The organism is Sporosarcina sp. FA15 (assembly GCF_051550195.1).
Classification (GTDB): domain Bacteria; phylum Bacillota; class Bacilli; order Bacillales_A; family Planococcaceae; genus Sporosarcina; species Sporosarcina psychrophila.
In genome coordinates this window covers 2,213,191-2,233,966 of record NZ_CP188818.1, presented here as the reverse complement: position 1 = coordinate 2,233,966, position 20,776 = coordinate 2,213,191, and the positions used below count along the sequence as shown (strand labels likewise).

Genomic DNA, 20,776 nt, shown 5'->3' with positions numbered 1-20,776 from the left:
TAGGGCAAAATATTGACGTTGTCAGCAATATTCAGTGTCCAGATTCAGGCGTCTTCCGCCTTCCTTCTTGAATATAAAGGCAAAGAGCGCCTTATATTCAAGTCCTCCAGCAGGGTGGGATTGAACTGCATCCCACCTACTTGTCGCATCTAGCGGGCGCCTTCCGCTTTTCTTATTGTCCAGCTTCAGGCGTCAGCCCCTCGAGTCGCTTCAGTCCCCAGGATAAAGGCAAAGAACGCCTTTTTCCTGTGGCCCTCCAGCGCTTGTCGGGGCTACACGACGCCTTCTGCATTTCTTATTGTCCAGCTTCAGGCGTCAGCCCCTCGAGTCGCTTCAGTCCCCAGGATAAAGGCAAAGAATGCCTTTTTCCTGTGGCCCTCCAGCGCTTATCGGGGCTACACGACGCCTTCGTCTTTTCTTATTGTCCAGCTTCAGGCGTCAGCCCCTCGAGTCGCTTCAGTCCCCAGGATAAAGGCAAAGAACGCCTTTTTCCTGTGGCCCTCCAGCGCTTGTCAGGGCTACACGACGCCTTCTGCATTTCTATTGTTGCAGGGCTTTTCAGTCCTATGGTATTGTATGGGTTAGGAAAAGAGGGGAAATCTATGATCGATCGTCAAGGTATTATTGTCTATCTTCATCATTTAAAACAAGCAAAGTCATTTCGAAAATACGGTCATGTCCATTATATATCACGCACAATGAAGTATGTTGTCCTTTATTGCAATATGGAAGATGTCGATACGGTCATGGGGAAAATAGAACGTCTTCCATCTGTAAAAAAGGTTTTGCCGTCCTACCGCCCATTTGTGAAAACGGAATACGAAAATGCCAAACCGGATAAAGCGAAAGAATATGATTATAAAACCGGGTTATAAGAACTATCTTAATGGAGGGAGCAGCTTGTTGATACGCAGAATACCAATTGTGTATTGATAAAACAACTCAGTTTCCGCAAATACTGAAGAGTTTTTCAACTCGATAACTGCTGGCGTGCTCCCAACTTTCACTGCTGTTTCCTCAAAAAGTAGCCTTCTTTTTGATTTGATGGTATTCTGCTGGATAATTCCTTCCCGGCAAATGTAAATAGGCATGAACTTACCGTCATTTGCAGGTTCGAAGGCTGCCGCGAGTGACAGTGCATGACCTGAAGGTGTTTCTGAGGATAAGATGAACGTCCTATGCAGGCGGTCGCTATTCGACTTGATTAATTCGCATAGTTCATAAACATCTCCATATCCTTCGCCAAGCTCTATGAATCGTTGATTTAATATCATACATAACACTACCTTTCTAAATACGTAAATCTAGACTTATCATACCATTGTGAGCGCCAAGGTGCATTCATCAATTCGTCCTAGGGGGTATAGGATTTGAAATTTATCGTAAGGACTATGTTTCTTTTACTGATTGTGAACGGTCTTCTAATTTATATGCATTATTATCAAGCGGTAGGCGCAGACAGTAAAGAGCCTAGCGTTGTAAAGTTCACCCAAGAGATTGAAGTGGTAAATCGTCCCGGTGCTCTTCATATCCGCCAGCATTTCAGTGGCTTATTGGACATGCGGTATGAAATTGTTTGGCCAAAAGCCAGCACCAATCGTTCTTGTTATCTTGCGGACGCAACATCCTGCAATCGAATGGATGAGAATTCTATCGCTTTTCTTGAAGGGGAGAATGGACGACAATCCATTTCGTATGAAATACCCAAAAAAGGACCACTAAAACAAACAGCTCTATTCAACGAACCGTTCGCTACACTACATGCTTCTTCTGCCTCGTACACATTATTCCATATGACTGATGAAACAGGGGTTGGTGGATTATGGGTAAATGGTTTGGAGCGAGTGGGTACTAAAAAAATGACGAACATCAATTATTCATTATTCCGTGGCAAGGGAGAAGTCAAGGAACTTTATTGGCAGCGGAATAATTTGCCTGTGCTCTATGCTGGGGATAGGCTCTCGGTATTTGGGGAAAGCGGCAATACTGAGCAACTTGGGGAAGTGGATAACGTACTTAAAGCAATTGATGCCAATCATTCAACGATTGTAATTGATGATACACGTCAGGCTGTTAATGCTACCCGGTTTATCGTTTCAAAAAATGCGGATGTGGATAAGGTATCGGTTCGATTGCTAAGGGAAAGTATGTATGCACGTTTTACAATACCCGAAAACGAACGCATGACGGCCGAACTGGTAGCTTCGATTCTAGGAGAAACGCCAACAGGACTCGGGAAATCACGTAAAGCTTATCAAGTCCTTACTGAATCAATTACAGTAGAGGAACTTGGGAAATTCAAAAAAGTGTTGAATAATATGACAGGGCAAGAGCTTAATGCATCTGTTTTGGACGCGATAGCCGGAGAGATAACAGGCTTTAAGACATCTTACTTTACGAAAAATATTCATGATGATACAACTGCTCATCCGTTTCTTATCGAAGATCCACGGGAAATCAAATTTGATGGCACTAGCACTACAGATATTCGAATTCTATTGAAGGATGGAAAGACCCTGTATCCAGCGAAGAGAATTTTAAACCTTGCGGGCTATACCATCAAGACGAATGCGCGGTCCATTTACATTGAAAATGGCATCAGGAAATTTAGATTTCCTAGGAAAGAACTATTCTATGTCTATAATGAACAAAAATACGATGTTGTAACTATGCCATTCGAAGTACTGGAAGGTGATTTATATTTTGAAGAGAGTTGGTTTAAACGGTTGTTCCTATTAAGTGTCGAGAAAACGGCAGATACGATTGATATCATCAGAATGTCAACACTGGCAGAGGAGGGCGACAAGTGAGAGTTGTTGCAGGAACTAGAAAAGGTATTCCCTTGAAATCTTTACAGGGGACGGATACACGCCCGACATCGGATAAAGTGAAAGAGTCCGTATTCAATATAATCGGGCCTTACTTTGATGGTGGAATTGCCGTAGAATTGTTTGGGGGCAGCGGATCTCTTTCCCTTGAAGCTTTATCAAGAGGAATCGATGAGGCATTCCTATTTGAAAAAAATGTGAAAGCGTGTGCGATTATTAAAGCGAACGCGGAAAAATGCCGATTTACGGAAGAATTACATATCAAGCGTGCGGATGCTAGAAATGCGGTTAAAGTTTTGCAAGCGGAACGGAAGAAAGCAAAACTTCTTTTTATCGATCCCCCGTATGCGGAAACAGCATTTTATAATTTGGCACTTGAATTTGTAGAAGCAGACCTTCTGACTGAAAACGCTGTCATCGTTTGTGAGCATGAAAAGCAATTGGAATTACCAGAAGCGTACGGCAGTTATTATAAGATAAAAAGTTCAGTGTATGGAAATAGCGCTGTATCTATTTATGAGAAATGAGGTTTCAATAATGTCGAAAATTGCAGTTGTACCCGGAAGTTTTGACCCGTTAACGAATGGGCATCTAGATATTATCAAGAGAGCAGCGAGGGTTTTCGGTGACGTCAGAGTTGCTGTGATGAATAACTCCTCAAAAAACTCACTGTTTACTGTCGAAGAGCGTATGGCGCTTATTGAAGAGGTGACGTCTGTGTTTCCGAATGTGAAAGTGGAGTCGTCTTCTGGATTGCTCGTTGATTATGCCAAGAGTGTAGGGGCATCTGTAATTGTTCGCGGATTGCGTGCCGTTTCCGATTTTGAGTATGAAATGCAAATTACGTCTATGAACAGGTTTCTCGATGAGAGTATCGAGACATTTTTCATCATGACGAACAATCAGTATTCGTTCCTCAGTTCGAGTATTGTCAAAGAAGTGGCAAAGTACAGCGGTGAAATCTCAGGACTTGTGCCAATGCAAGTTGAAGAGGCGTTGAAAAAGAAATATCAAACTCGATGATTGTTAAATGGTTATGATGAAATTAAACTTTCATCATAACCATTTTATATTAATAAATAAGGTAGAAGATTACCGGAACGACAATGATGCTCCAAATTCGTCCGATTACGTAAGGGGTCATCGAGATTTTGCAGGTCTTTGCGATGACAAAAACTTGCATATGGATACTCAATCCGTTCATGGAAATGATTGCAGCGATAAGAAAAGGGAAAAACGGCAAGCCGTAAAAGTGATCTGTTGCTGATTGAACACCTGATGTCATTTCGAAAATGGCTAAGGCAATTGTTTTCGAAATCCCCATCTCCACAGTGAATGCCGAAGTGAAAACTGTTGACAGCACGGTTCCGAGAGAGGAAAAGAAAATGACCGTGGTTGCGACAAGAATAATGATTGTCGAACTTTCCTTGATAGCGTCTAGAAGTGGCACCCCTTTTACTTTCTTTTGAGGTTGTGAAAGAGGTGTTTCTATTTCGCTTTCGCGGTGCAGAAAAGCTACTGCAAGTAAAAAGAATAAAATATTCGCGATGTGGATGGCCGCAAGTAACTTCCACCCTGAACTTACATTTCCGAATAGTTCTGTTCCAACGAAGCCGATGATAAACATCGGCCCGGGTGCATGGCATGCAGCTAGAAGTAGGCCGCTTTGCTTCTGAGATAATTCACCGTTTTTCATCATTTCGGTCACTGTTACGGCACCGACCGGGAATCCGCCAAATGATCCGAGTACATATGCTTTCAAAAAACGCCTCCACTTCGGTACTTTCTGTGTACGATTGGGCATTTTTAAAAGCCATTGTGTCAATATGATATAGGGCAGTAAATAAGGAAGCAGTGCATGGATAAATAACTGTGCGCCCGCTTCGGCTCCGGCATGTGCAACGCTTGGCTGTAAAATGAACAGAATGATAAGTCCCCAAACGACTGAAAGATTTATCATATGATAAAGGCGTGCATGTATTCCGTTGACCACGCACTCGGCTCCTTTCGATTTCCAAGCATGACGAAAAAATTAGGTATAAATCTTTTGTCAGTCTTTTTTTGGTGCTACACTTATATATATGTAAAGAAAGTACAGGCTATTAACGGAGGTGGTCCTAAAATGAGAAAGAAACGATTCAGTATGATAGGTGTTTTGCTTGTTATCATAGCCATTTTGTTCATTTACCCGCTCGATTCTTATATATCGCAGCCAGGAGGAGCTTATGACTTGGATCCACTCGTTGAAGTGGTAGGCGGAGATAACAACGATATTGGGACATTCAGTCTTATGACGATTTCCGTTTCAAAAGCGACACCAGCTTCTTATGTTTTATCGAAATTCACCGATAAGAAGAAGCTTCTCCCTGCTGAAAATGTAAGAAGAGATGGAGAAAATGACAAGGAATATAATATCCGGCAGAAGAAACTCATGACTGGTTCACAGTTCAATGCAATTACAGTTGCATTTGAAAAAGCGGGTATTCCTGTTGATATCCAGTATGATGGTGTATTTGTCATGATGGTCCTCGAAGGAGGCGCGGCCGACGGTATCTTGGAACTTGGAGACAAGATTCGTGTGGTTGACGGTGTGGAGTTGAAAGAATCAGGACAATTCTTTACGCTTATTGGAGATAAGAAATTGGGTGATGAAGTAAAGATTTCGTTGGATAGGGATGACAAGAAGCTCGATGTAACACTTGTCTTGAAAGAGATACCTGATAGTGATGGACGGGCAGGACTTGGCGTACGTTTTGAAGAGGATCGAACACTCACGACTGATCCAGAAGTCGATTTCAAAACATCGAATATAGGTGGACCATCTGCGGGTCTGATGTTCACGCTTGAAATTATGAACCAGTTGCTTGATGAAGACCTCACAAAAGGATATAACATTGCTGGAACTGGAGAAATGTTGGAGGATGGAACCGTCGGAAGAATTGGGGGCGCGGACTTTAAAGTGATTGCTGCTTCCCGCCAAGACGTGGAAATATTCTTCGCACCAGCAGATGATTTACCTGATGAAGTAAGGGCGGCAAATCCTGGAATACTGACTAATTACGAAGAAGCTGTAATGATGGCAGAGAAAATCGGCACAAAAATGAAAATCGTGCCGGTGGAAACTGTAGATGATGCACTTGATTATTTAGCGACGTTGGAAAAGAAGTAAGTTGTTTGGTGTGGTCTTTTCTATGCAGTTTGTGGTGCCAGTAACTGCCATGTAAATTTAGCGAAGGCGCCTTACAGGGGTAGCCGAAGCCATCCCCGAGCACCGAAGCGGAGTTGAACGGAATCTTTATCTCAAACTAACATCTTCACTGAATGATAATTGGGTGTGTATTGTAATCAACACCGATTCGGGAACTAGAAGTGCCGTTTCCGATACCGAGTGCGTACATATCCGCTGCGTGGATATCGAAATCAAGTGAAGGATTTGAAAAGGCGGCTGCTTTGCTAATTAGAGGAAGCTTCAGCCTTTTTTTATGTTCATTCAAATATAATCTTCCGGCAGATGTCATTCCAAGTAATCGTAGATAGGAAGGAGTTTTCATACTGCTCCGTATATCGTACGTAAACCCGGTAAATATATGAGTAAGCATGCGCTGAAGTCGGGTCCAAGTGTACCTTTTGGATTTCACGTCCTTCATGAAGCCTTCAAATGTGCCGTTATCGGCTGCCGCGCGGTACAACAGATTCTCAATTCCTTCCGTTACGTCTGCAATCATCGCAAGTCGTTTTGGTCCTTCCCGTAAAATTGTGAAACGGAGCTGGGGATAGAAAGTCGGCCAGTTTCCAAAAGATTGATTTTCCGCTTGCCAATCGTGTAGAAGTTCGAGTGCTGTATCTGGCATGAAGTCTGTAATCGTTCCGAGCGTCTCTGATTCAAAAAAGGATTTTCTGATGCCGGTTGCACTTGCAATTGGGTTACCTGCTACAGCGTCGTCATGGTACTGGGCGACAATGCGCGGGATTGTGACGGCTTTCATTTCGGAGTCAATATTCCTAGCAGCTTCCATATAATGAAAACCTAAAATGTTGTTCGGTTTCGAGAGATCAGCAAGTGGTCCTTCGATTGTTGAGGAATTGGCGGCCATGGTGTAAGCCTCATTCAACGCTTTAGGATAACTGAGTCCCCGGCTGACAGCATCTTTCACAGTTTGTTCATAATTGTCGCCGGCTTGTTGGAGAAGAAGAAGACTTCTTTCGAAAGAGTTAACTTCACCATCTTCGCTACCGAAGCAGAAAGCACTGCACTGAGCAGCGTCCAGTAGCTGAATAGCACCTCTGGCGAAGGATGGGGCATTAGATGTCGCGAATGCATAAGGAAGCTCCAAAACGATGTCCACACCGTTTTTCAAGGCCATGTTCGCCCGGGACCATTTATCAACAAATGCAGGTTCCCCCCGTTGTAGGAAATTACCGCTCATGACGGCAATTACAACATCCGTGCCAGTTGTTATTTTTGCTTGTATCGCGTGATAAAGATGCCCGTTGTGAAACGGGTTATATTCGACGATAATTCCTGAAGCTTTCAAATTCGACACTCCTTTGCTACAATGAATATTAATTATACCTATGCGGCTGACGAAGTGACAAGAAAATATCTTGACATCCCTTTTCGCCCATTATATAATCAACATTGTTGTCTTGAGGTGATAGACATGAAATGGTCAATCCATCAATTGCAGAGATACAGACAAGGTGCGATGCCGCTTGACGAAGCTGTCGACCTTGAATCCGTGAAAAAACGGAATCCGGAAATCCGGAATATTACGCCTGTCCGAGTGACCGGAAGTTGTACAATCAGCTCCAAGAAATTGATATGCCGATTCCGGCTCGAAGGTACGTTGACATTACCCTGTTCACGAACATGGGAAGACGTCGAATTACCATTCGTAATCGAAGCTGACGAACAGTTCAGCTGGGATGAAGAAGTTCTCGCATCAGATGATGAAATTCATCCTGTTGTAGGTGAGGTAGTCGATCCGACCCCTGTATTTGAGGAGCTCGTCCTCCTTGAAGTGCCGCTTCAAATTTTTAGCGAAAATGCTGATGATATGCAAGAGGCTGAAGGAAAAGGCTGGTCATACGCGACTGACGAGGTGTACAATGCCAGGCTCCGTAAGGAACTGGAAACGAAAGTGGATCCTAGACTTGCCGATTTGGCAAAGTTCTTTGAATCCAAGGACGAATAGGCGAACGTAAGGAGGTGCCCCAGATGGCTGTACCAAAAAGAAGAACATCCAAAACAGTTAAAAACAAGCGCCGTACGCATTATAAATTGCAAGTACCGGGAATGACTACTTGTACTAACTGTGGCGAAATCAAATTGGCTCACCGCATTTGTAAATCATGCGGTCATTACAAAGGAAAAGAAGTTGTAGGCGAATAAGTAAGATTTGCCTATGAAGGCTACCGTGAGACCATGGCTCACGGTGGCCTTTTTTCTATACCCAAGAAAAGCGGAAGCGGCCGCTTAGATGCGACAGGCATAAGACGGATCGGCGAAGCGGCGTGTCCTTTGCCGCGCAGCCGGGCCGGCTTATGACCCGAGCATCTGGCCGCTGTAGCTGGACAACAAGAAAAGCGGAAGGCGTCGTTTAGCCCCGACAAGCGCTGGAAGTCCACAGGAAAAAGGCGCTCTTTGCCTTTTCCTGTGGACTGAAGCGACTCGAGGGGCTGACGCCTGCAGCTAGACAGTAAGAAAAGCTGCAGGCACCCCGGAGTGCCGAAGCGTATTTGAAGGAAATCTTTATTCAAATTATACACACAATGGGGGGAATGGACATGTCTTACACAATTGCTATCGAAAATGGAATTGCTACTTTTACAATTGACCGTCCTGAAATGCGCAACGCCATTAACTATACGGTTATGGATGGCCTCGAACAATTTCTAAATCGTATTGAAAATAATGAAGAAGTCGCATATGCCGTCATTACGGGTGCGGGAGATCGGGCATTCTGTTCGGGTGGAGATTTATCTGAATTCCATGCCTTACGTACGGCCGATGAGGCATATCCAATGCTAAGCAGAATGGCGGGCCTATTATACCGGGTTGCTACGCTACCGATGCCTGTCATTGCGCTCATCAATGGTGCTGCCGTAGGTGGTGGTTGTGAAATTGCTACTGCTTGTGATTACAGGGTCATGTCATCCACAGCAAAGGCTGGTTTCATTCAAGGGACACTTGCTATTACTACGGGTTGGGGCGGTGCTACGCTGCTATTTGAAAAAGATGGCAAGCATGACCGTGTGTTGCGCCTACTGTCTGAAGCTGGGGTGCATACGGCTGATGAAATGTTTGAAGCGGGTTGGGCAACTGAAACTTATGAGGGCACTGCTGAAAACGGGCTTCAACGGTTTCTTGCCAAAATGTCCGCGCATCATCCGGCTGTCCATCGAGCGTATAAAACGATTGCTATTCGGAAATGGACAGCTGATTTTATTCGTGACCGAATGATTGAAGAGTCGCGTCAATGTTCAATTCTTTGGGGAAGTGATGCACACCATGAAGAAGTGGCGCAGTTTTTATCGAAAAAATAAATTGTTTCAAAGACCGCTGTACATGTCCTATGCATGTGCAACGGTTTTTTTAATTGAATTAAATAAGTTAAGTATTGTCCCTTAGTTATAAGGCGTTTTTTGCTTTGATTGGGACCGTCCATCTTGTTATGACCGGCATGGGGCCAGTTATGCTCGCCTTGGGTACGATTATGACCGGCATGAGCCCTATTATGCTTGGCATCAGCCGTATTATGACCGCCACGACTTTTTAATCGCACAAAACCATTTTGAAGTTAAAACTTCCGGAAATTGACTAGTTGAAATGGCATGAAAAGATGTTTTTTTCAGACAAAGGTTGAAATCGCTTTCATTCATCGTATAAACTAGAGAGGGATGGAGAAATACACATCAAATTGTTTGGGGGATTAATATGGATAAAATACTGATTGCGAATCGTGGGGAAATCGCTCTTAGAATCATAAAGACTTGTAAACGTCTAGGTATTGCCACTGTCGCTGTCTATTCTGAAGCAGACGCAGACATGCCGTTCGTGAAAGAAGCGGACGAGGCGTTCTTGCTAGGACCTGCACAAGTTCAACAATCCTATTTAAAAGCGGATGATATAATCGAAATTGCGGTTCGTGCGGGAGTAGATGGCATTCATCCGGGGTACGGGCTTCTTTCTGAAAATGCAGAATTTGTACGTAAAGTACAAGCTGCGGGAATCCAATTCATAGGGCCTGATGCAGATACAATTGATAAGATGGGTGACAAAATCGGTTCACGTGTAACGATGAAAGCGGCAGGGGTGCCGGTCGTACATGGAACTGATGAAGGAATTACTTCTTTGGAAGATGCCGTGCGTGCAGCAGTTGAGATCGGTTATCCGATCATGCTGAAAGCGAGTGCTGGCGGCGGTGGGATCGGTATGATTCGTTGTGAAGATGAGCAAGCGCTCAGTCAACAATTCCAATCCGTAAAGAATCGAGCGAAAGCATATTTTGGGGATGATGTTGTTTTCCTTGAAAAATTCATAACGAATGCCCGTCATATCGAGGTGCAGATTTTCGGAGACAACTTCGGAAATGTTGTCCATTTGTTTGAACGTAATTGTTCGGTACAACGACGTAACCAAAAAGTGATTGAGGAATCACCTTCACCACACTTGCCGGAAGAAGCGCGCCATCGTCTTTATAAAGCGGCAGTCGATGCAGCAAAAGCGGTTTCTTATAAAAATGCAGGAACGGTCGAATTTATTGTCGATGAAAATAATGAACACTACTTTTTGGAAATGAATACTAGACTTCAAGTTGAACATCCGGTGACTGAAGAAGTGACTGGGTTTGACCTTGTCGAATGGCAACTTGAAATTGCGAACGGCAATAAGCTTCCTGTGATAGACCAAACGAGCATCAAGTCGACAGGCCATGCAATTGAATTCCGTATTTACGCGGAAGATCCGGTTAAATTCTTGCCATCACCGGGGACAATTAATAAACTTGATTGGGGAGATACTACGGGAATCCGTATTGACTCAGGATATGTTGAGGGTGGGAAAGTGACGCCTTTCTATGATCCACTCATCTCAAAAGTAATTGTCCACGCAACAACTCGGGAAGAAGCGATTCAAAAATCGGCAGCTTTCCTTTCAAAAGTAGAAATAGAAGGTTTGAAAACGAATATACCGCTATTCAATAATTTTCTGAAATCTGAGGAATTCCTTACAGGTGACTATTCGACAGCGGTTTTAACCACATGGAGCGCAAAACAAAAGGAGGAAACAATAAAATGACAGCATTAAAAGCAACGATGGCAGGTACAGTGTTTACAGTGAACGCAGCGATAGGGGAAGAAGTAACAGCGGGACAAGTTATCATCGTACTCGAATCGATGAAAATGGAAATTCCGGTTGAAGCGGAATCGGCTGGAAAAGTAGCAACAATTAATGTACAAGTCGGCGATTTCGTTAACGAAGAAGACGTTCTAGCTACAATCGAAATCTAGAAAAGCGTAAGCGCCTTGGTAGGCGCTGGAGTCTAGACATAGAAAAGCGTAAGCGCCTTGGTAGACCCGAAAAGCGCTGGAAGGCCTAAAGTTAAAGGCGCTTTTTGCCTTTAACTTTAGGACTGAAGCGACTCGAGGGGCTAGGCGCTTCAGTCTAGACACATAGAAAAGTGGAGGCGGCCTTCAATGAACACAGCCTAAATTCGCCACATCGTGTGGCGACGGCTGCGTGACCTACATCCTGTAGGCCCGCGACAGGCATAAGACGGAACGGCGAAGCTCGCGTAGTTGGGCTGGCTTATGACCCGAGCATCTGGCCGCTGGAGCTAGACATAAGGGAATGCGGGAAAATGGTTGATGAAAGGGGTTTTATAAATGACTAAAATAACACAACAGACGGCTTACAATGAAAAACTTGAAGCGAAATTGCAAGGGATTTTTGCAGGGGGCCATCCAAAATATCACGAAAAGTTGAAAGAGCAGAACAAACTTTTCGTCCGAGATCGATTGGAACTTCTTTTCGATGACGGGGAATATACAGAAGACGGTAGGTTTGCCAATTGTGAAGCAGGGGATTTACCGGCGGATGGTGTCGTTACGGCGATGGGGAAAGTGAACGGCCAGACGGTTTGTGTGATGGCGAATGATTCAACGGTGAAGGCAGGGTCATGGGGAGCCCGTACGGTTGAGAAGATTATTCGTATTCAGGAAATTGCAGAGAAGAACCGTGTACCAATGCTATATCTTGTCGATTCAGCGGGAGCTCGTATTACAGATCAGCTTGACATGTTCCCAAACCGTCGCGGTGCAGGGAAGATATTCCACAATCAAGTGAGGTTATCGGGTTTCATCCCGCAAATTTGTGTTCTATTCGGTCCTTCCGCTGCAGGTGGTGCGTACATACCCGCATTTTGCGATATCGTTATTATGGTAGAGGGCAATGCGTCGATGTATTTAGGTTCACCGCGTATGGCCGAAAAAGTAATCGGTGAAAAAGTAACACTGGAAGAAATGGGCGGTGCCCGCATGCATTGTTCAGTGAGTGGTTGCGGCGATGTCCTTGCGGCGAATGAAGAAGAAGCGATTGCGGAAGCGCGTCGTTATCTAGCATATTTCCCTGCGAACTTTACAGAAAAACCCGCTTTAAAAGAAACGGTGGAGGCGAAAGTAGGCCGAACGCTTGAAGCAATCATTCCGGAAAACCAAAACGCGCCATTTGATATGTATGAAGCGATTGACGCATTAATTGATGAGGGCAGTTACTTTGACGTTAAGAAATTATTTGCCGGTGAAATTATTACAGGTTTGGCTAGAATCGAAGGACAACCGGTTGGTATCATTGCCAATCAACCGAAAGTAAAAGGTGGAGTTTTGTTTGTGGATTCTGCAGACAAAGCAACGAAATTCATTAATCTTTGTGATGCATTCTCTATTCCTCTGTTATTCCTTGCCGACGTTCCGGGCTTTATGATTGGAACGAAAGTTGAGCGTGCAGGAATTATTCGCCACGGCGCGAAATTAATTATGGCGATGAGTTCAGCGACTGTTCCGAAAATATCAGTTATTGTCCGGAAAGCTTATGGAGCTGGACTGTATGCGATGGCAGGTCCAGCGTTTGAGCCGGATGTCTGTATCGCGTTACCGACTGCTCAAATTGCGGTTATGGGACCTGAAGCAGCAGTAAATGCAGTCTATTCGAATAAAATCGAAGCGATTGAAGATCCAAAAGAGCGGATTGCGTTTGTTCAGGAAAAACATAAGGAATACAAAGAAGAAATTGATATTTATAAGATGGCATCTGAACTGATTATTGATGAAATTGTAGCACCATCAAGCTTAAGAGGTGTGCTTGCGGATAGATATCGTTTCTACAGTACAAAAGATGTTCCACAACCACCAAGAAAACATCCAGTTTATCCTGTATAATCGAGTATAGAACAAAAAAGGTCCACTGAAGTTCAGGTGGGCCTTTTCAATTAAAGAAAAATAAGTGTACGATTTTTGATACGGAACAGTGTCTAGCTCCAGGCGCCACCCCCTTGGGTCATAAATCGTTTTGCTGTGGTGGCTGAAGTGCGCCTCCTCGCAAACCATCTTATGCCTGTCGGGGCTGAACGGCGCTTTGCGCTTTTCATTTGAAAGGAGGGATAACGTATGGAGGTAATCATTGCTGGTGCAGGCTCAATTGGACTACTGCTTGGGTCATTTTTGTCCGAGGCTGGAATAGACGTGACGTTCTACGTGAGAAGAGAAGAGCAAGCTGAACTAATTCGAGCAAAAGGAATTCAACGCATTAATCAAGACAATACTACAGACGTATTGCGTGTGCATGCGACGACGGATATCCGAAATCTATCGGCTACCGCGCTTTGGGTTGTGGCGGTCAAATATGCAGGTCTCCGTGATCTCCTTTCAGAAATGCAGGAAACACATATAATCAATCCTGTCCTGTTCGTCCAGAATGGAATCGGGCATTTGGAATTGGTGAAAAGTTGTGAATTACCGCATGTTGCATTTGCGACTGTCGAGCATGGAGCGCGCCGGATAGATGACCGTACTGTCTCACATAATGGGGTTGGGATGGTAACAATTGCAACTGCCCACGGTGACGACAGCCTATTCGATTTAATTGGACAGGTACATTCGGACATATTTCCAATAAGGCGTCATTCAGATGCGGAACAGATCCTTCTGCGAAAAGTACTGATTAATTGCATGATTAATCCATTGACAGCCATTCTCAAGGTGGAGAATGGTGAGTTGCTTACAAACGATTATTGCCTCACACTTTTCAATGCCTTGTATGAAGAACTGCTAGATGCGTTTCCAGAAATGCAGTCGATCCTCTCGTACGAAGACGTAGCGGATGTCTGTAGAAAAACTGCACGCAATCGCTCGTCGATGCTAGTGGATCGTTTGGCTGGCCGACCGATGGAAATCGAGACGATTGTTACTGCTGTAATTCGAAAAGCAAATGGACGTAACAAGTCGTTACCGTTTCTGGCGACATATGAACAGATGCTGTTTGCCGTTGAGTGGAAAGGGGCGAAGCTATGAATGAAGTGGTTGCTGCTTTTCTAGGGATGATCATTTTGTTTCCGTTCATTGTGACGATTGCCTTCATGGTTGTTATGCGGAAGATGGGTAAAGCTCCAGCATCCATCCTTGGGCTTGCCGCGGACGTCACGACTCCGTTGCTATTTATAGCGGTCTATGTCGTATCACAAGCGATATTTGGACAAGGAATATGGGTTTACATAATAGGGATTGCAATCATCATTGCGATTGTCTATGCCTTCATTGAGCGCAGCAAAGTGAAGGAATTCCAAATTGCTCGGCTCTTGCGAAAAACATGGCGATTTTACTTTCTCGTTTTATTGGCCGCCTATGTCATTCTTTTCATTACCGGTATGGTAATGAAGATCGTCGAATATGTAAGATAGGTATCGGTGTTTATTGTGTAAGCGTATATTTTTCAATCCTGTAGCTTGAAATGTTATACTCTGTTCATACCGATAGTTACAAAGGGGCATGAATAATGGAATTAGAATCATTAGCATTACAAGAAAAAAATAAAGTGATGCAATCGTACAATAACGATAAAGAATTTCTACATACTTTTTTTGATTATGAAAATGAAGAAAGCTCTTATCCCGCTAGGCTAAAGGAACTCGCAGGTCGTACGTTTGAAAGGCGTCAGCTTGCAGAAACAATCCGTTCATTCATGGAACCCTTTGGAATATCAGCGAATGCTAATACGCATATTGAAGAACTTGCGGAAAATGCAGTTGCCGTAGTTGGAGGACAGCAAGCGGGTATTTTAACGGGACCCTTATACTCTGTTCACAAAGCAATATCAGTTATCTTACTTGCGAAAAGGCAAAGGGAGAAACTTGGTGTGCCTGTTGTTCCAGTGTTTTGGGTCGCAGGTGAGGATCATGACTTGAATGAAATTAATCACGTCTATACGGAAATGGAAGGCCGCGCAACGAAACATCAATACCGTGGGAACTTCATACTGAAGCTGATGGCATCCGATGCGCAGTATGACAAACAGGTGATGGAATCGTTAGTGAAAGACATTTTTGGCAAATTTGGTGAAACGGCATATACAAAAGACTTGTTGGATGAAGTCCTTAGTGCGGTGGAGCAGGAAAAGTCGTTTACACAGTTTTTCGTTAGGCTCATGAACGGTCTTTTCAAAGAAGAAGGTCTATTGTTCATAGATTCAGCATCCAAACAGTTACGGGAGCTAGAAAAATCCTATTTTGTTCATCTAATTGAAGAATCTGAGCAGCTTGCTGAAGTCATTTCGAAAAAAGAAGAATTGTTTGCAGAAAAAGGTTTTGGTTCTCCGATGGGTGCTGAATTGGATGCGGCGAATCTCTTCTACATTCATGACACGGGTCGAGTTCTTCTTTCAAGAAAAGATGGTTTTTTCGTCAATGAAAGCTCAGGCCTCCGGTTTTCGAAAGCCGAGATGCTTAGAATCGCTCAAGAAGAACCTTGGCTATTGAGTAATAATGTCGCGACAAGACCGCTGATGCAAGACATGGTCTTCCCGGTACTTGCATTCGTTGGAGGGCCTGGAGAAATTGCTTATTGGGCAGTCTTGAAAGAGGCGTTCCATCATCTAGATATGAAAATGCCGATTATTGTACCGAGAATGTCCATGACATTGGTAACACCACAAGTGAAGCATGCATTAGACGAAAAAAACTTCACGTTTGATGATGTCATGTCGGGAGCGGTATTTACTGCGCGGGAGCAATTCGCTAGTGGGTTACAGGATGAACGTTTCGATTCGGTTGTGGATGAAACGGAGAAGATATTGGGTCAGCAGTATGAAAAAATTGCTGTATTTACTGAGCAACAAGGACCTATGATGCAAGAATTGCTCGAAAAAAATCTTCGTTTCCATACAAAGCAGTTGGATTATCTTAAAGGAAAAGCGGTAGAAGCAGTATTGTTGAAGCATGACGCTGAACTTCGCACATTTGGCATACTGGAAGGGGAATTGTTTCCAGAAGGTGTGTTGCAAGAACGACTTTACACTCCGTACACTTATTTGAATAGTTATGGACCAACCCTTATCCGGGATATTTTAGGATTACCATTTGTAATGGACGGGACCCACAAAATCATCTATTTATAAGTGGTGAACTAGAAAGACACTCTTGCAAGCACAGTTCGTGCTGCGAGGGTGTCTTTCTTTATATTCAGAAAAATCTCACTGAAACAAGTACTATTGACACATTTTCACGTTAAAAGAGCATAAATGTTAGGAAACAGGTGGAGGAATGTGGGGGGATGTGGTACATTAACTTCATATAGTGGGGTGAAGAGTATGTTCATGGGCGAATATCAGCATACTGTCGATATGAAAGGTCGCTTGATTGTTCCTTCGAAATTTCGGGAACATTTAGGTGAGGGCTTTGTATTGACTCGCGGCCTGGACAATTGTCTCTTCGGTTACCCGATGGATGAATGGAAGCGTCTCGAGGAAAAGCTTAAGGCTTTACCCGTGACGAAAAAAGATGCTCGTGCATTTGCAAGATTTTTCTTTTCTGGGGCAACGGAGGTTGAACTGGACAAGCAAGGTCGCATCAATATTCCGGCATCATTACTCCAATATGCAAAGGTTGAAAAAGATTGTGTCGTAATTGGAGTTTCAGGCCGTATTGAAATCTGGTCTAAAGCATTGTGGGATGCCTATTATGATGAATCTGAACAATCGTTCAATGAAATTGCAGAAAACATTATTGACTTTGATTTTTAAACAAAATGAATTTTTGAAAGTGGGCGGTTCCGATTTTTAACCATACAACAGTTTTACTTTATGAAGCCGTCGAAGGCCTAAATATAAAAAATGATGGCATCTATGTCGATTGCACTTTAGGTGGAGCCGGTCACAGTATAGAAATAGCTAAGAAATTATCGCCAGAGGGCAGACTTATCTGCTTTGATCAAGATATAACGGCGATTGAAGTTGCAAAAGAGAGATTGAAGGATTATCTCCCTCAAGTAACGTTTGTCCATTCGAATTTCAGAAACATGAAATCTGAATTGGAGAAAATAGGGATTTCTGCAGTAGATGGTATTCTTTATGACTTAGGTGTTTCATCACCACAGCTTGATACAGCTGAACGAGGATTTAGCTATAATTTGGATGCGCCACTTGACATGCGCATGGATACGGATGCGCTATTAACCGCACATGATGTTGTGAATGACTGGCCGTATGAAGATTTGGTACGCATCTTTTTCCGTTATGGCGAAGAAAAGTTCTCGAAAAGAGTTGCGCGTAAAGTTGAAGAAGCAAGACAGCAATCTCCAATCGAAACCACTGCTGAACTTGCTGAACTGATCAAGCTAAGCATCCCAGCGGCAACAAGACGGACGGGCGGGCATCCCGCGAAAAGAGTATTCCAAGCAATTCGAATCGCTGTGAACGATGAACTTGGTGCAGCTGAGGACTCTTTAACGGATGCGATTACATTGCTTAATCCTGGAGGACGTATTAGCGTCATTACATTCCATTCATTAGAGGACAGGCTATGTAAAACGATATTTAAAGAAGCATCCTCTTTACCGGATCTTCCACCGAACTTGCCAGTAATACCGGAAGGCATGGAGCCTATATTGAAGCTAGTGACTCGAAAACCAATTGTTCCCGGTGAAAAAGAGATAGAAGAGAATAAGCGGGCAAGATCCGCTAAACTCAGAATCGTTGAAAAGAAGTGAAAGGGGAAATGTGTGAATGGCATTAGAACAAAGAAAATTCCAGACGTCAGCTATACGTGAACTTGAAACACCAGTAGTTCCAAGAAAACAGCCTCAAATACGACCTTCTCGAAAAGTCTTTTCTGCCGGGGAGAAATTCCTGTTCGTGCTGTTTGCAACAATCCTTGTCCTATTCTCAACAATGATTTTACATACACAAGCACAAATTAATGATACAAACAGGGAAGTGCAGTTGCTTGGAAAGGATGTTTCAGAAACAACAAAACAAAATATGGAATTGTCCATCCAAGTGAAAGAAAAGTCTACATATGATCGGATATGGAAGAAAGCGAAGGAACTTGGCCTGAATCCAAACGAGAACAACGTAAAGGTTGTGCCTGGACAATGAAAAAAAAGTTTCGATTCCAATGGGGAGCCTTTCTGATGTTTTTGGTATACGGAGGGCTCTTTTTCCTTTTGTTTGGAAGAATATTATTCATTCAAGCAACAGGACAAGCGGAAGGAAAAGTGATGGCGACGCTTGCAGAGTCGAAATACGCAAGAGAATCGGTATTGAAAGCGGATCGGGGGACGATTGTCGATCGTAACGGAGAGCTAATCGCTTCCGATACGTTGAGTTACCGGCTCATTGCCGTATTGAGTAAAGATGCAAGCAAAGGCTCGAAAAAACCGTTGCATATCACTGATATTGAAAAAACTGCAGAAGTACTTGCCGAATATTTACCACTTGAAAAAGATGCAATTGTATCTCGCCTGACAAATGTGAAAGCAGAAACATATCAAGTGGAATTCGGGAAGGCTGGCCGTGATATTAATCACGAAACGGTTATGGCGATTAAAAAGCAGAAACTACCTGGACTCCTTTTCATTGAAGACCAAACAAGATATTATCCGAATGGCGTTTTTGCATCGTATTTAATTGGCTTTGCGATGAAAGAAGAAGATAGTGAAAGAAATGTAACTACTGTTGGGAAAATGGGTTTGGAGAAAACCTATAATAAAGAGTTAAATGGCACTGACGGCAAAGTAGATTTCAAATCAGATGGCTTCGGTTTCATGTTACCGAAAGCAGAAGAAGCAATTGTCGCTGCCAAAGACGGTTATGAAATTCAGTTGACTCTCGACAAGACTATTCAAAACTTCATGGAAGATGCAATGAATCGTGTTGAAAGCGAATATTCACCCAAAAAAATACTCGCTGTAGTAGCGGATCCAAAAACGGGCAAAATATTAGCAATGAGTCAGCGTCCTGCATTTCACCCATCTACCCGTGAAGGGCTTACGGAGAACTGGTTGAATCAGGCTGTAGAAACGACAATCGAACCGGGCTCTACGACTAAAATGTTTACAGTTGCTGCGGCGATTGAAGAAAAAAAGTGGGTTCCAACCGACTTCTTTAAATCGGGACAGTATACACTTTATGATCGAACAATACGCGACCATAATATTACAGGCTGGGGCTACATTTCATTCCTTGAAGGTTTCCAAAGGTCTTCGAACGTCTCGATGGCTTATTTACTGGAACGGATGGGTGATAAAACATATATTGAGTATTTACGGAAGTTTGGATTTGGAGAAAAGACTGGAATTGATTTACCGAACGAAGCACCAGGAAGAATTTTAGATACGTATCCAATCGAAAGATTGACAACTGCTTTTGGCCAAGGATCAACGGTCACACTAATGCAGATGATGCAAGCAGCAACAGCAATCGCTAATGAAGGTGTCATGATGAAACCTTATGTGATCGATAAAATTACCGATCCGAATACGGGGAAAATCATAAAAGATCAGAAGCCGGAGGAACAAGGAAGACCAGTTTCAGCCAAAACAGCAAAAGAAGTAAGGGAATTACTTGCTTCGACAGTTACCTCTAAGTATGGAACCGGTAAAAAATTTGCTCTTAATGGCTATACAGTAGGCGGTAAAACAGGTACTGCCGAAATTCCGAATCCATCGGGTAATGGCTATTTAGCTGGACACGGAAATTATTTGTACTCATTTCTCGGTATGGCACCTGCAGAAGATCCCCAGTTACTAACATATGTGATTGTCCAGCAACCGAAGCTGAAAGCAGGAGAAATCGGTTCTGATCCGGTTTCGAAACTGTTCACCTCTATTATGGATAACAGTTTGCGCTATATGAATATCGTCCCCAGTGGAGAAGACATAGTTGAGCCAACTGTCATTCGTGACTACACAGGGAAAGATTCGGCCGATGCAATTGTAAAATTGCAAGAAGACGGCTTTGTCCCTGAAATCATTGGTGAGGGTGGGGAAATCGATATACAATATCCATATGCCGGTACGAAACTCGTAGAAGGCTCGGTCGTCCTATTGCATACAAAAGGTGTAACCGCATTGCCTGACTTTACTGGATGGTCGAAAAAAATGGTGCTTTCGTATAAAATGTTATCTGGGCTTGATTTACGGCTTAACGGAGATGGCTATGTAACTGAGCAAAGCCTGTCAAAAGGGTCTGTAATCGGGCTAGAAGAGCCAGTTGTCATTAAGTTGCAGTCGCCATCAGAAATCTATAAACCCGTAGAGGAAGACACCCAGGAAGAGGACGTTGTAGGTGGCTAACGAATAGCCGTCCATGTCACATCATACGTTGATAGAAAAACGAGAGGTGTGTAACCGCTGCGGACGTTTATACAATTGCAATCTAAAAAAAGGTTACGAGCAGTATT

21 protein-coding genes are annotated in these 20,776 nt (G+C 43.5%); 18 read left to right on the top strand and 3 right to left on the bottom strand.

What is annotated here, in order from left to right:
* Positions 1-602: 602 nt before the first annotated feature.
* Complete coding sequence (locus tag ACP8HG_RS10785) at positions 603-875, top strand: YlbG family protein (RefSeq protein ID WP_067211526.1); 273 nt, start codon at positions 603-605, stop codon at positions 873-875.
* A 3-nt stretch (positions 876-878) separates the two neighbouring features.
* On the opposite strand, the gene ACP8HG_RS10780 is transcribed toward ACP8HG_RS10785, so the two are convergent.
* Positions 879-1,274: a DUF7147 family protein gene (locus ACP8HG_RS10780; protein ID WP_438298610.1), complete on the bottom strand. Its 396-nt coding sequence runs from the start codon at positions 1,272-1,274 to the stop codon at positions 879-881.
* 96 nt (positions 1,275-1,370) lie between these two features.
* On the opposite strand from ACP8HG_RS10780, the gene ACP8HG_RS10775 reads away from it, so the two are divergent.
* From ACP8HG_RS10775 to coaD, 3 genes are read left to right on the top strand one after another with little or no spacing between them, the layout of a single operon-like run.
* Positions 1,371-2,810 carry a hypothetical protein gene (locus tag ACP8HG_RS10775; RefSeq protein ID WP_438298609.1) on the top strand — a complete coding sequence of 480 codons (1,440 nt, stop codon included), beginning with the start codon at positions 1,371-1,373 and terminating at the stop codon, positions 2,808-2,810.
* Entirely contained in the window at positions 2,807-3,355 is a 549-nt protein-coding gene (rsmD, locus tag ACP8HG_RS10770; protein ID WP_067211518.1) for a 16S rRNA (guanine(966)-N(2))-methyltransferase RsmD, read from the top strand. The genes ACP8HG_RS10775 and rsmD overlap by 4 nt, the downstream gene beginning before the upstream one ends.
* A gap of 10 nt (positions 3,356-3,365) precedes the next feature.
* Positions 3,366-3,851, top strand: coding sequence for a pantetheine-phosphate adenylyltransferase (gene coaD / locus ACP8HG_RS10765; protein WP_067211517.1), 486 nt, complete (start codon positions 3,366-3,368; stop codon positions 3,849-3,851).
* Positions 3,852-3,900: 49 nt separating this feature from the next.
* On the opposite strand, the gene ACP8HG_RS10760 is transcribed toward coaD, so the two are convergent.
* Positions 3,901-4,821, bottom strand: coding sequence for a hypothetical protein (locus tag ACP8HG_RS10760; RefSeq protein WP_067211514.1), 921 nt, complete (start codon positions 4,819-4,821; stop codon positions 3,901-3,903).
* A gap of 129 nt (positions 4,822-4,950) precedes the next feature.
* On the opposite strand from ACP8HG_RS10760, the gene ACP8HG_RS10755 reads away from it, so the two are divergent.
* On the top strand, positions 4,951-5,997 hold the full coding sequence (locus ACP8HG_RS10755; protein WP_067211511.1) for a SepM family pheromone-processing serine protease: 1,047 nt from the start codon (positions 4,951-4,953) through the stop codon (positions 5,995-5,997).
* A 145-nt stretch (positions 5,998-6,142) separates the two neighbouring features.
* Here the strand turns inward: ACP8HG_RS10755 and ACP8HG_RS10750 are convergent, their stop codons facing one another.
* Positions 6,143-7,372 (bottom strand): nucleotidyltransferase, encoded by a 1,230-nt coding sequence (locus ACP8HG_RS10750; RefSeq protein WP_338655778.1) that lies wholly within the window; start codon positions 7,370-7,372, stop codon positions 6,143-6,145.
* Positions 7,373-7,489: 117 nt separating this feature from the next.
* Here ACP8HG_RS10750 and ACP8HG_RS10745 point away from each other — a divergent pair, with 117 nt between their 5' ends.
* From ACP8HG_RS10745 to ACP8HG_RS10685, 13 genes are all read left to right on the top strand, one after another.
* Positions 7,490-8,023, top strand: a complete 534-nt coding sequence (locus ACP8HG_RS10745; RefSeq protein WP_067211507.1) for a YceD family protein — start codon at positions 7,490-7,492, stop codon at positions 8,021-8,023.
* 23 nt (positions 8,024-8,046) lie between these two features.
* Positions 8,047-8,220, top strand: a complete 174-nt coding sequence (rpmF, locus tag ACP8HG_RS10740; RefSeq protein WP_067211505.1) for a 50S ribosomal protein L32 — start codon at positions 8,047-8,049, stop codon at positions 8,218-8,220.
* A gap of 395 nt (positions 8,221-8,615) precedes the next feature.
* Complete coding sequence (locus ACP8HG_RS10735; RefSeq protein ID WP_187045451.1) at positions 8,616-9,374, top strand: enoyl-CoA hydratase/isomerase family protein; 759 nt, start codon at positions 8,616-8,618, stop codon at positions 9,372-9,374.
* Between the two features lie 391 nt (positions 9,375-9,765).
* The gene (locus ACP8HG_RS10730; RefSeq protein ID WP_438298608.1) at positions 9,766-11,127 is read left to right on the top strand and encodes an acetyl-CoA carboxylase biotin carboxylase subunit; all 1,362 of its coding nucleotides are present in this window, start codon (positions 9,766-9,768) and stop codon (positions 11,125-11,127) included.
* On the top strand, positions 11,124-11,339 hold the full coding sequence (locus ACP8HG_RS10725; RefSeq protein ID WP_438298607.1) for a biotin/lipoyl-binding carrier protein: 216 nt from the start codon (positions 11,124-11,126) through the stop codon (positions 11,337-11,339). The genes ACP8HG_RS10730 and ACP8HG_RS10725 overlap by 4 nt, the downstream gene beginning before the upstream one ends.
* A 375-nt stretch (positions 11,340-11,714) precedes the next feature.
* Positions 11,715-13,265 carry an acyl-CoA carboxylase subunit beta gene (locus ACP8HG_RS10720; RefSeq protein ID WP_338655785.1) on the top strand — a complete coding sequence of 517 codons (1,551 nt, stop codon included), beginning with the start codon at positions 11,715-11,717 and terminating at the stop codon, positions 13,263-13,265.
* A gap of 228 nt (positions 13,266-13,493) precedes the next feature.
* Complete coding sequence (locus tag ACP8HG_RS10715; RefSeq protein ID WP_438298606.1) at positions 13,494-14,396, top strand: ketopantoate reductase family protein; 903 nt, start codon at positions 13,494-13,496, stop codon at positions 14,394-14,396.
* Positions 14,393-14,782: a DUF3397 domain-containing protein gene (locus ACP8HG_RS10710; protein ID WP_187045447.1), complete on the top strand. Its 390-nt coding sequence runs from the start codon at positions 14,393-14,395 to the stop codon at positions 14,780-14,782. Before ACP8HG_RS10715 ends, ACP8HG_RS10710 begins: the two co-directional genes overlap by 4 nt.
* A gap of 95 nt (positions 14,783-14,877) precedes the next feature.
* Positions 14,878-16,494, top strand: a complete 1,617-nt coding sequence (bshC, locus tag ACP8HG_RS10705) for a bacillithiol biosynthesis cysteine-adding enzyme BshC (protein ID WP_438298605.1) — start codon at positions 14,878-14,880, stop codon at positions 16,492-16,494.
* 192 nt (positions 16,495-16,686) lie between these two features.
* Positions 16,687-17,118, top strand: a complete 432-nt coding sequence (gene mraZ / locus ACP8HG_RS10700; protein ID WP_067211481.1) for a division/cell wall cluster transcriptional repressor MraZ — start codon at positions 16,687-16,689, stop codon at positions 17,116-17,118.
* Between the two features lie 32 nt (positions 17,119-17,150).
* A complete protein-coding gene (rsmH, locus tag ACP8HG_RS10695; RefSeq protein ID WP_354312766.1) occupies positions 17,151-18,083 on the top strand; it encodes a 16S rRNA (cytosine(1402)-N(4))-methyltransferase RsmH in 933 nt (310 codons plus the stop codon).
* A gap of 16 nt (positions 18,084-18,099) precedes the next feature.
* Positions 18,100-18,471, top strand: coding sequence for a cell division protein FtsL (gene ftsL / locus ACP8HG_RS10690; protein WP_067211479.1), 372 nt, complete (start codon positions 18,100-18,102; stop codon positions 18,469-18,471).
* Positions 18,468-20,669: a penicillin-binding protein gene (locus ACP8HG_RS10685; protein ID WP_438298604.1), complete on the top strand. Its 2,202-nt coding sequence runs from the start codon at positions 18,468-18,470 to the stop codon at positions 20,667-20,669. The genes ftsL and ACP8HG_RS10685 overlap by 4 nt, the downstream gene beginning before the upstream one ends.
* Positions 20,670-20,776: the final 107 nt, after the last annotated feature.

Coding starts and splice junctions, on each gene's coding strand:
- ACP8HG_RS10745 (WP_067211507.1), top strand. CDS start 7,490: ATGAAATGGTCAATCCATCAATTGCAGAGATACAGACAAGGTGCGATG.
- mraZ (WP_067211481.1), top strand. CDS start 16,687: ATGTTCATGGGCGAATATCAGCATACTGTCGATATGAAAGGTCGCTTG.
- ACP8HG_RS10780 (WP_438298610.1), bottom strand. CDS start 1,274: ATGATATTAAATCAACGATTCATAGAGCTTGGCGAAGGATATGGAGAT.
- rpmF (WP_067211505.1), top strand. CDS start 8,047: ATGGCTGTACCAAAAAGAAGAACATCCAAAACAGTTAAAAACAAGCGC.
- ftsL (WP_067211479.1), top strand. CDS start 18,100: ATGGCATTAGAACAAAGAAAATTCCAGACGTCAGCTATACGTGAACTT.
- ACP8HG_RS10785 (WP_067211526.1), top strand. CDS start 603: ATGATCGATCGTCAAGGTATTATTGTCTATCTTCATCATTTAAAACAA.
- coaD (WP_067211517.1), top strand. CDS start 3,366: ATGTCGAAAATTGCAGTTGTACCCGGAAGTTTTGACCCGTTAACGAAT.
- ACP8HG_RS10720 (WP_338655785.1), top strand. CDS start 11,715: ATGACTAAAATAACACAACAGACGGCTTACAATGAAAAACTTGAAGCG.
- ACP8HG_RS10715 (WP_438298606.1), top strand. CDS start 13,494: ATGGAGGTAATCATTGCTGGTGCAGGCTCAATTGGACTACTGCTTGGG.
- ACP8HG_RS10725 (WP_438298607.1), top strand. CDS start 11,124: ATGACAGCATTAAAAGCAACGATGGCAGGTACAGTGTTTACAGTGAAC.
- ACP8HG_RS10730 (WP_438298608.1), top strand. CDS start 9,766: ATGGATAAAATACTGATTGCGAATCGTGGGGAAATCGCTCTTAGAATC.
- ACP8HG_RS10685 (WP_438298604.1), top strand. CDS start 18,468: ATGAAAAAAAAGTTTCGATTCCAATGGGGAGCCTTTCTGATGTTTTTG.
- ACP8HG_RS10735 (WP_187045451.1), top strand. CDS start 8,616: ATGTCTTACACAATTGCTATCGAAAATGGAATTGCTACTTTTACAATT.
- ACP8HG_RS10710 (WP_187045447.1), top strand. CDS start 14,393: ATGAATGAAGTGGTTGCTGCTTTTCTAGGGATGATCATTTTGTTTCCG.
- bshC (WP_438298605.1), top strand. CDS start 14,878: ATGGAATTAGAATCATTAGCATTACAAGAAAAAAATAAAGTGATGCAA.
- ACP8HG_RS10755 (WP_067211511.1), top strand. CDS start 4,951: ATGAGAAAGAAACGATTCAGTATGATAGGTGTTTTGCTTGTTATCATA.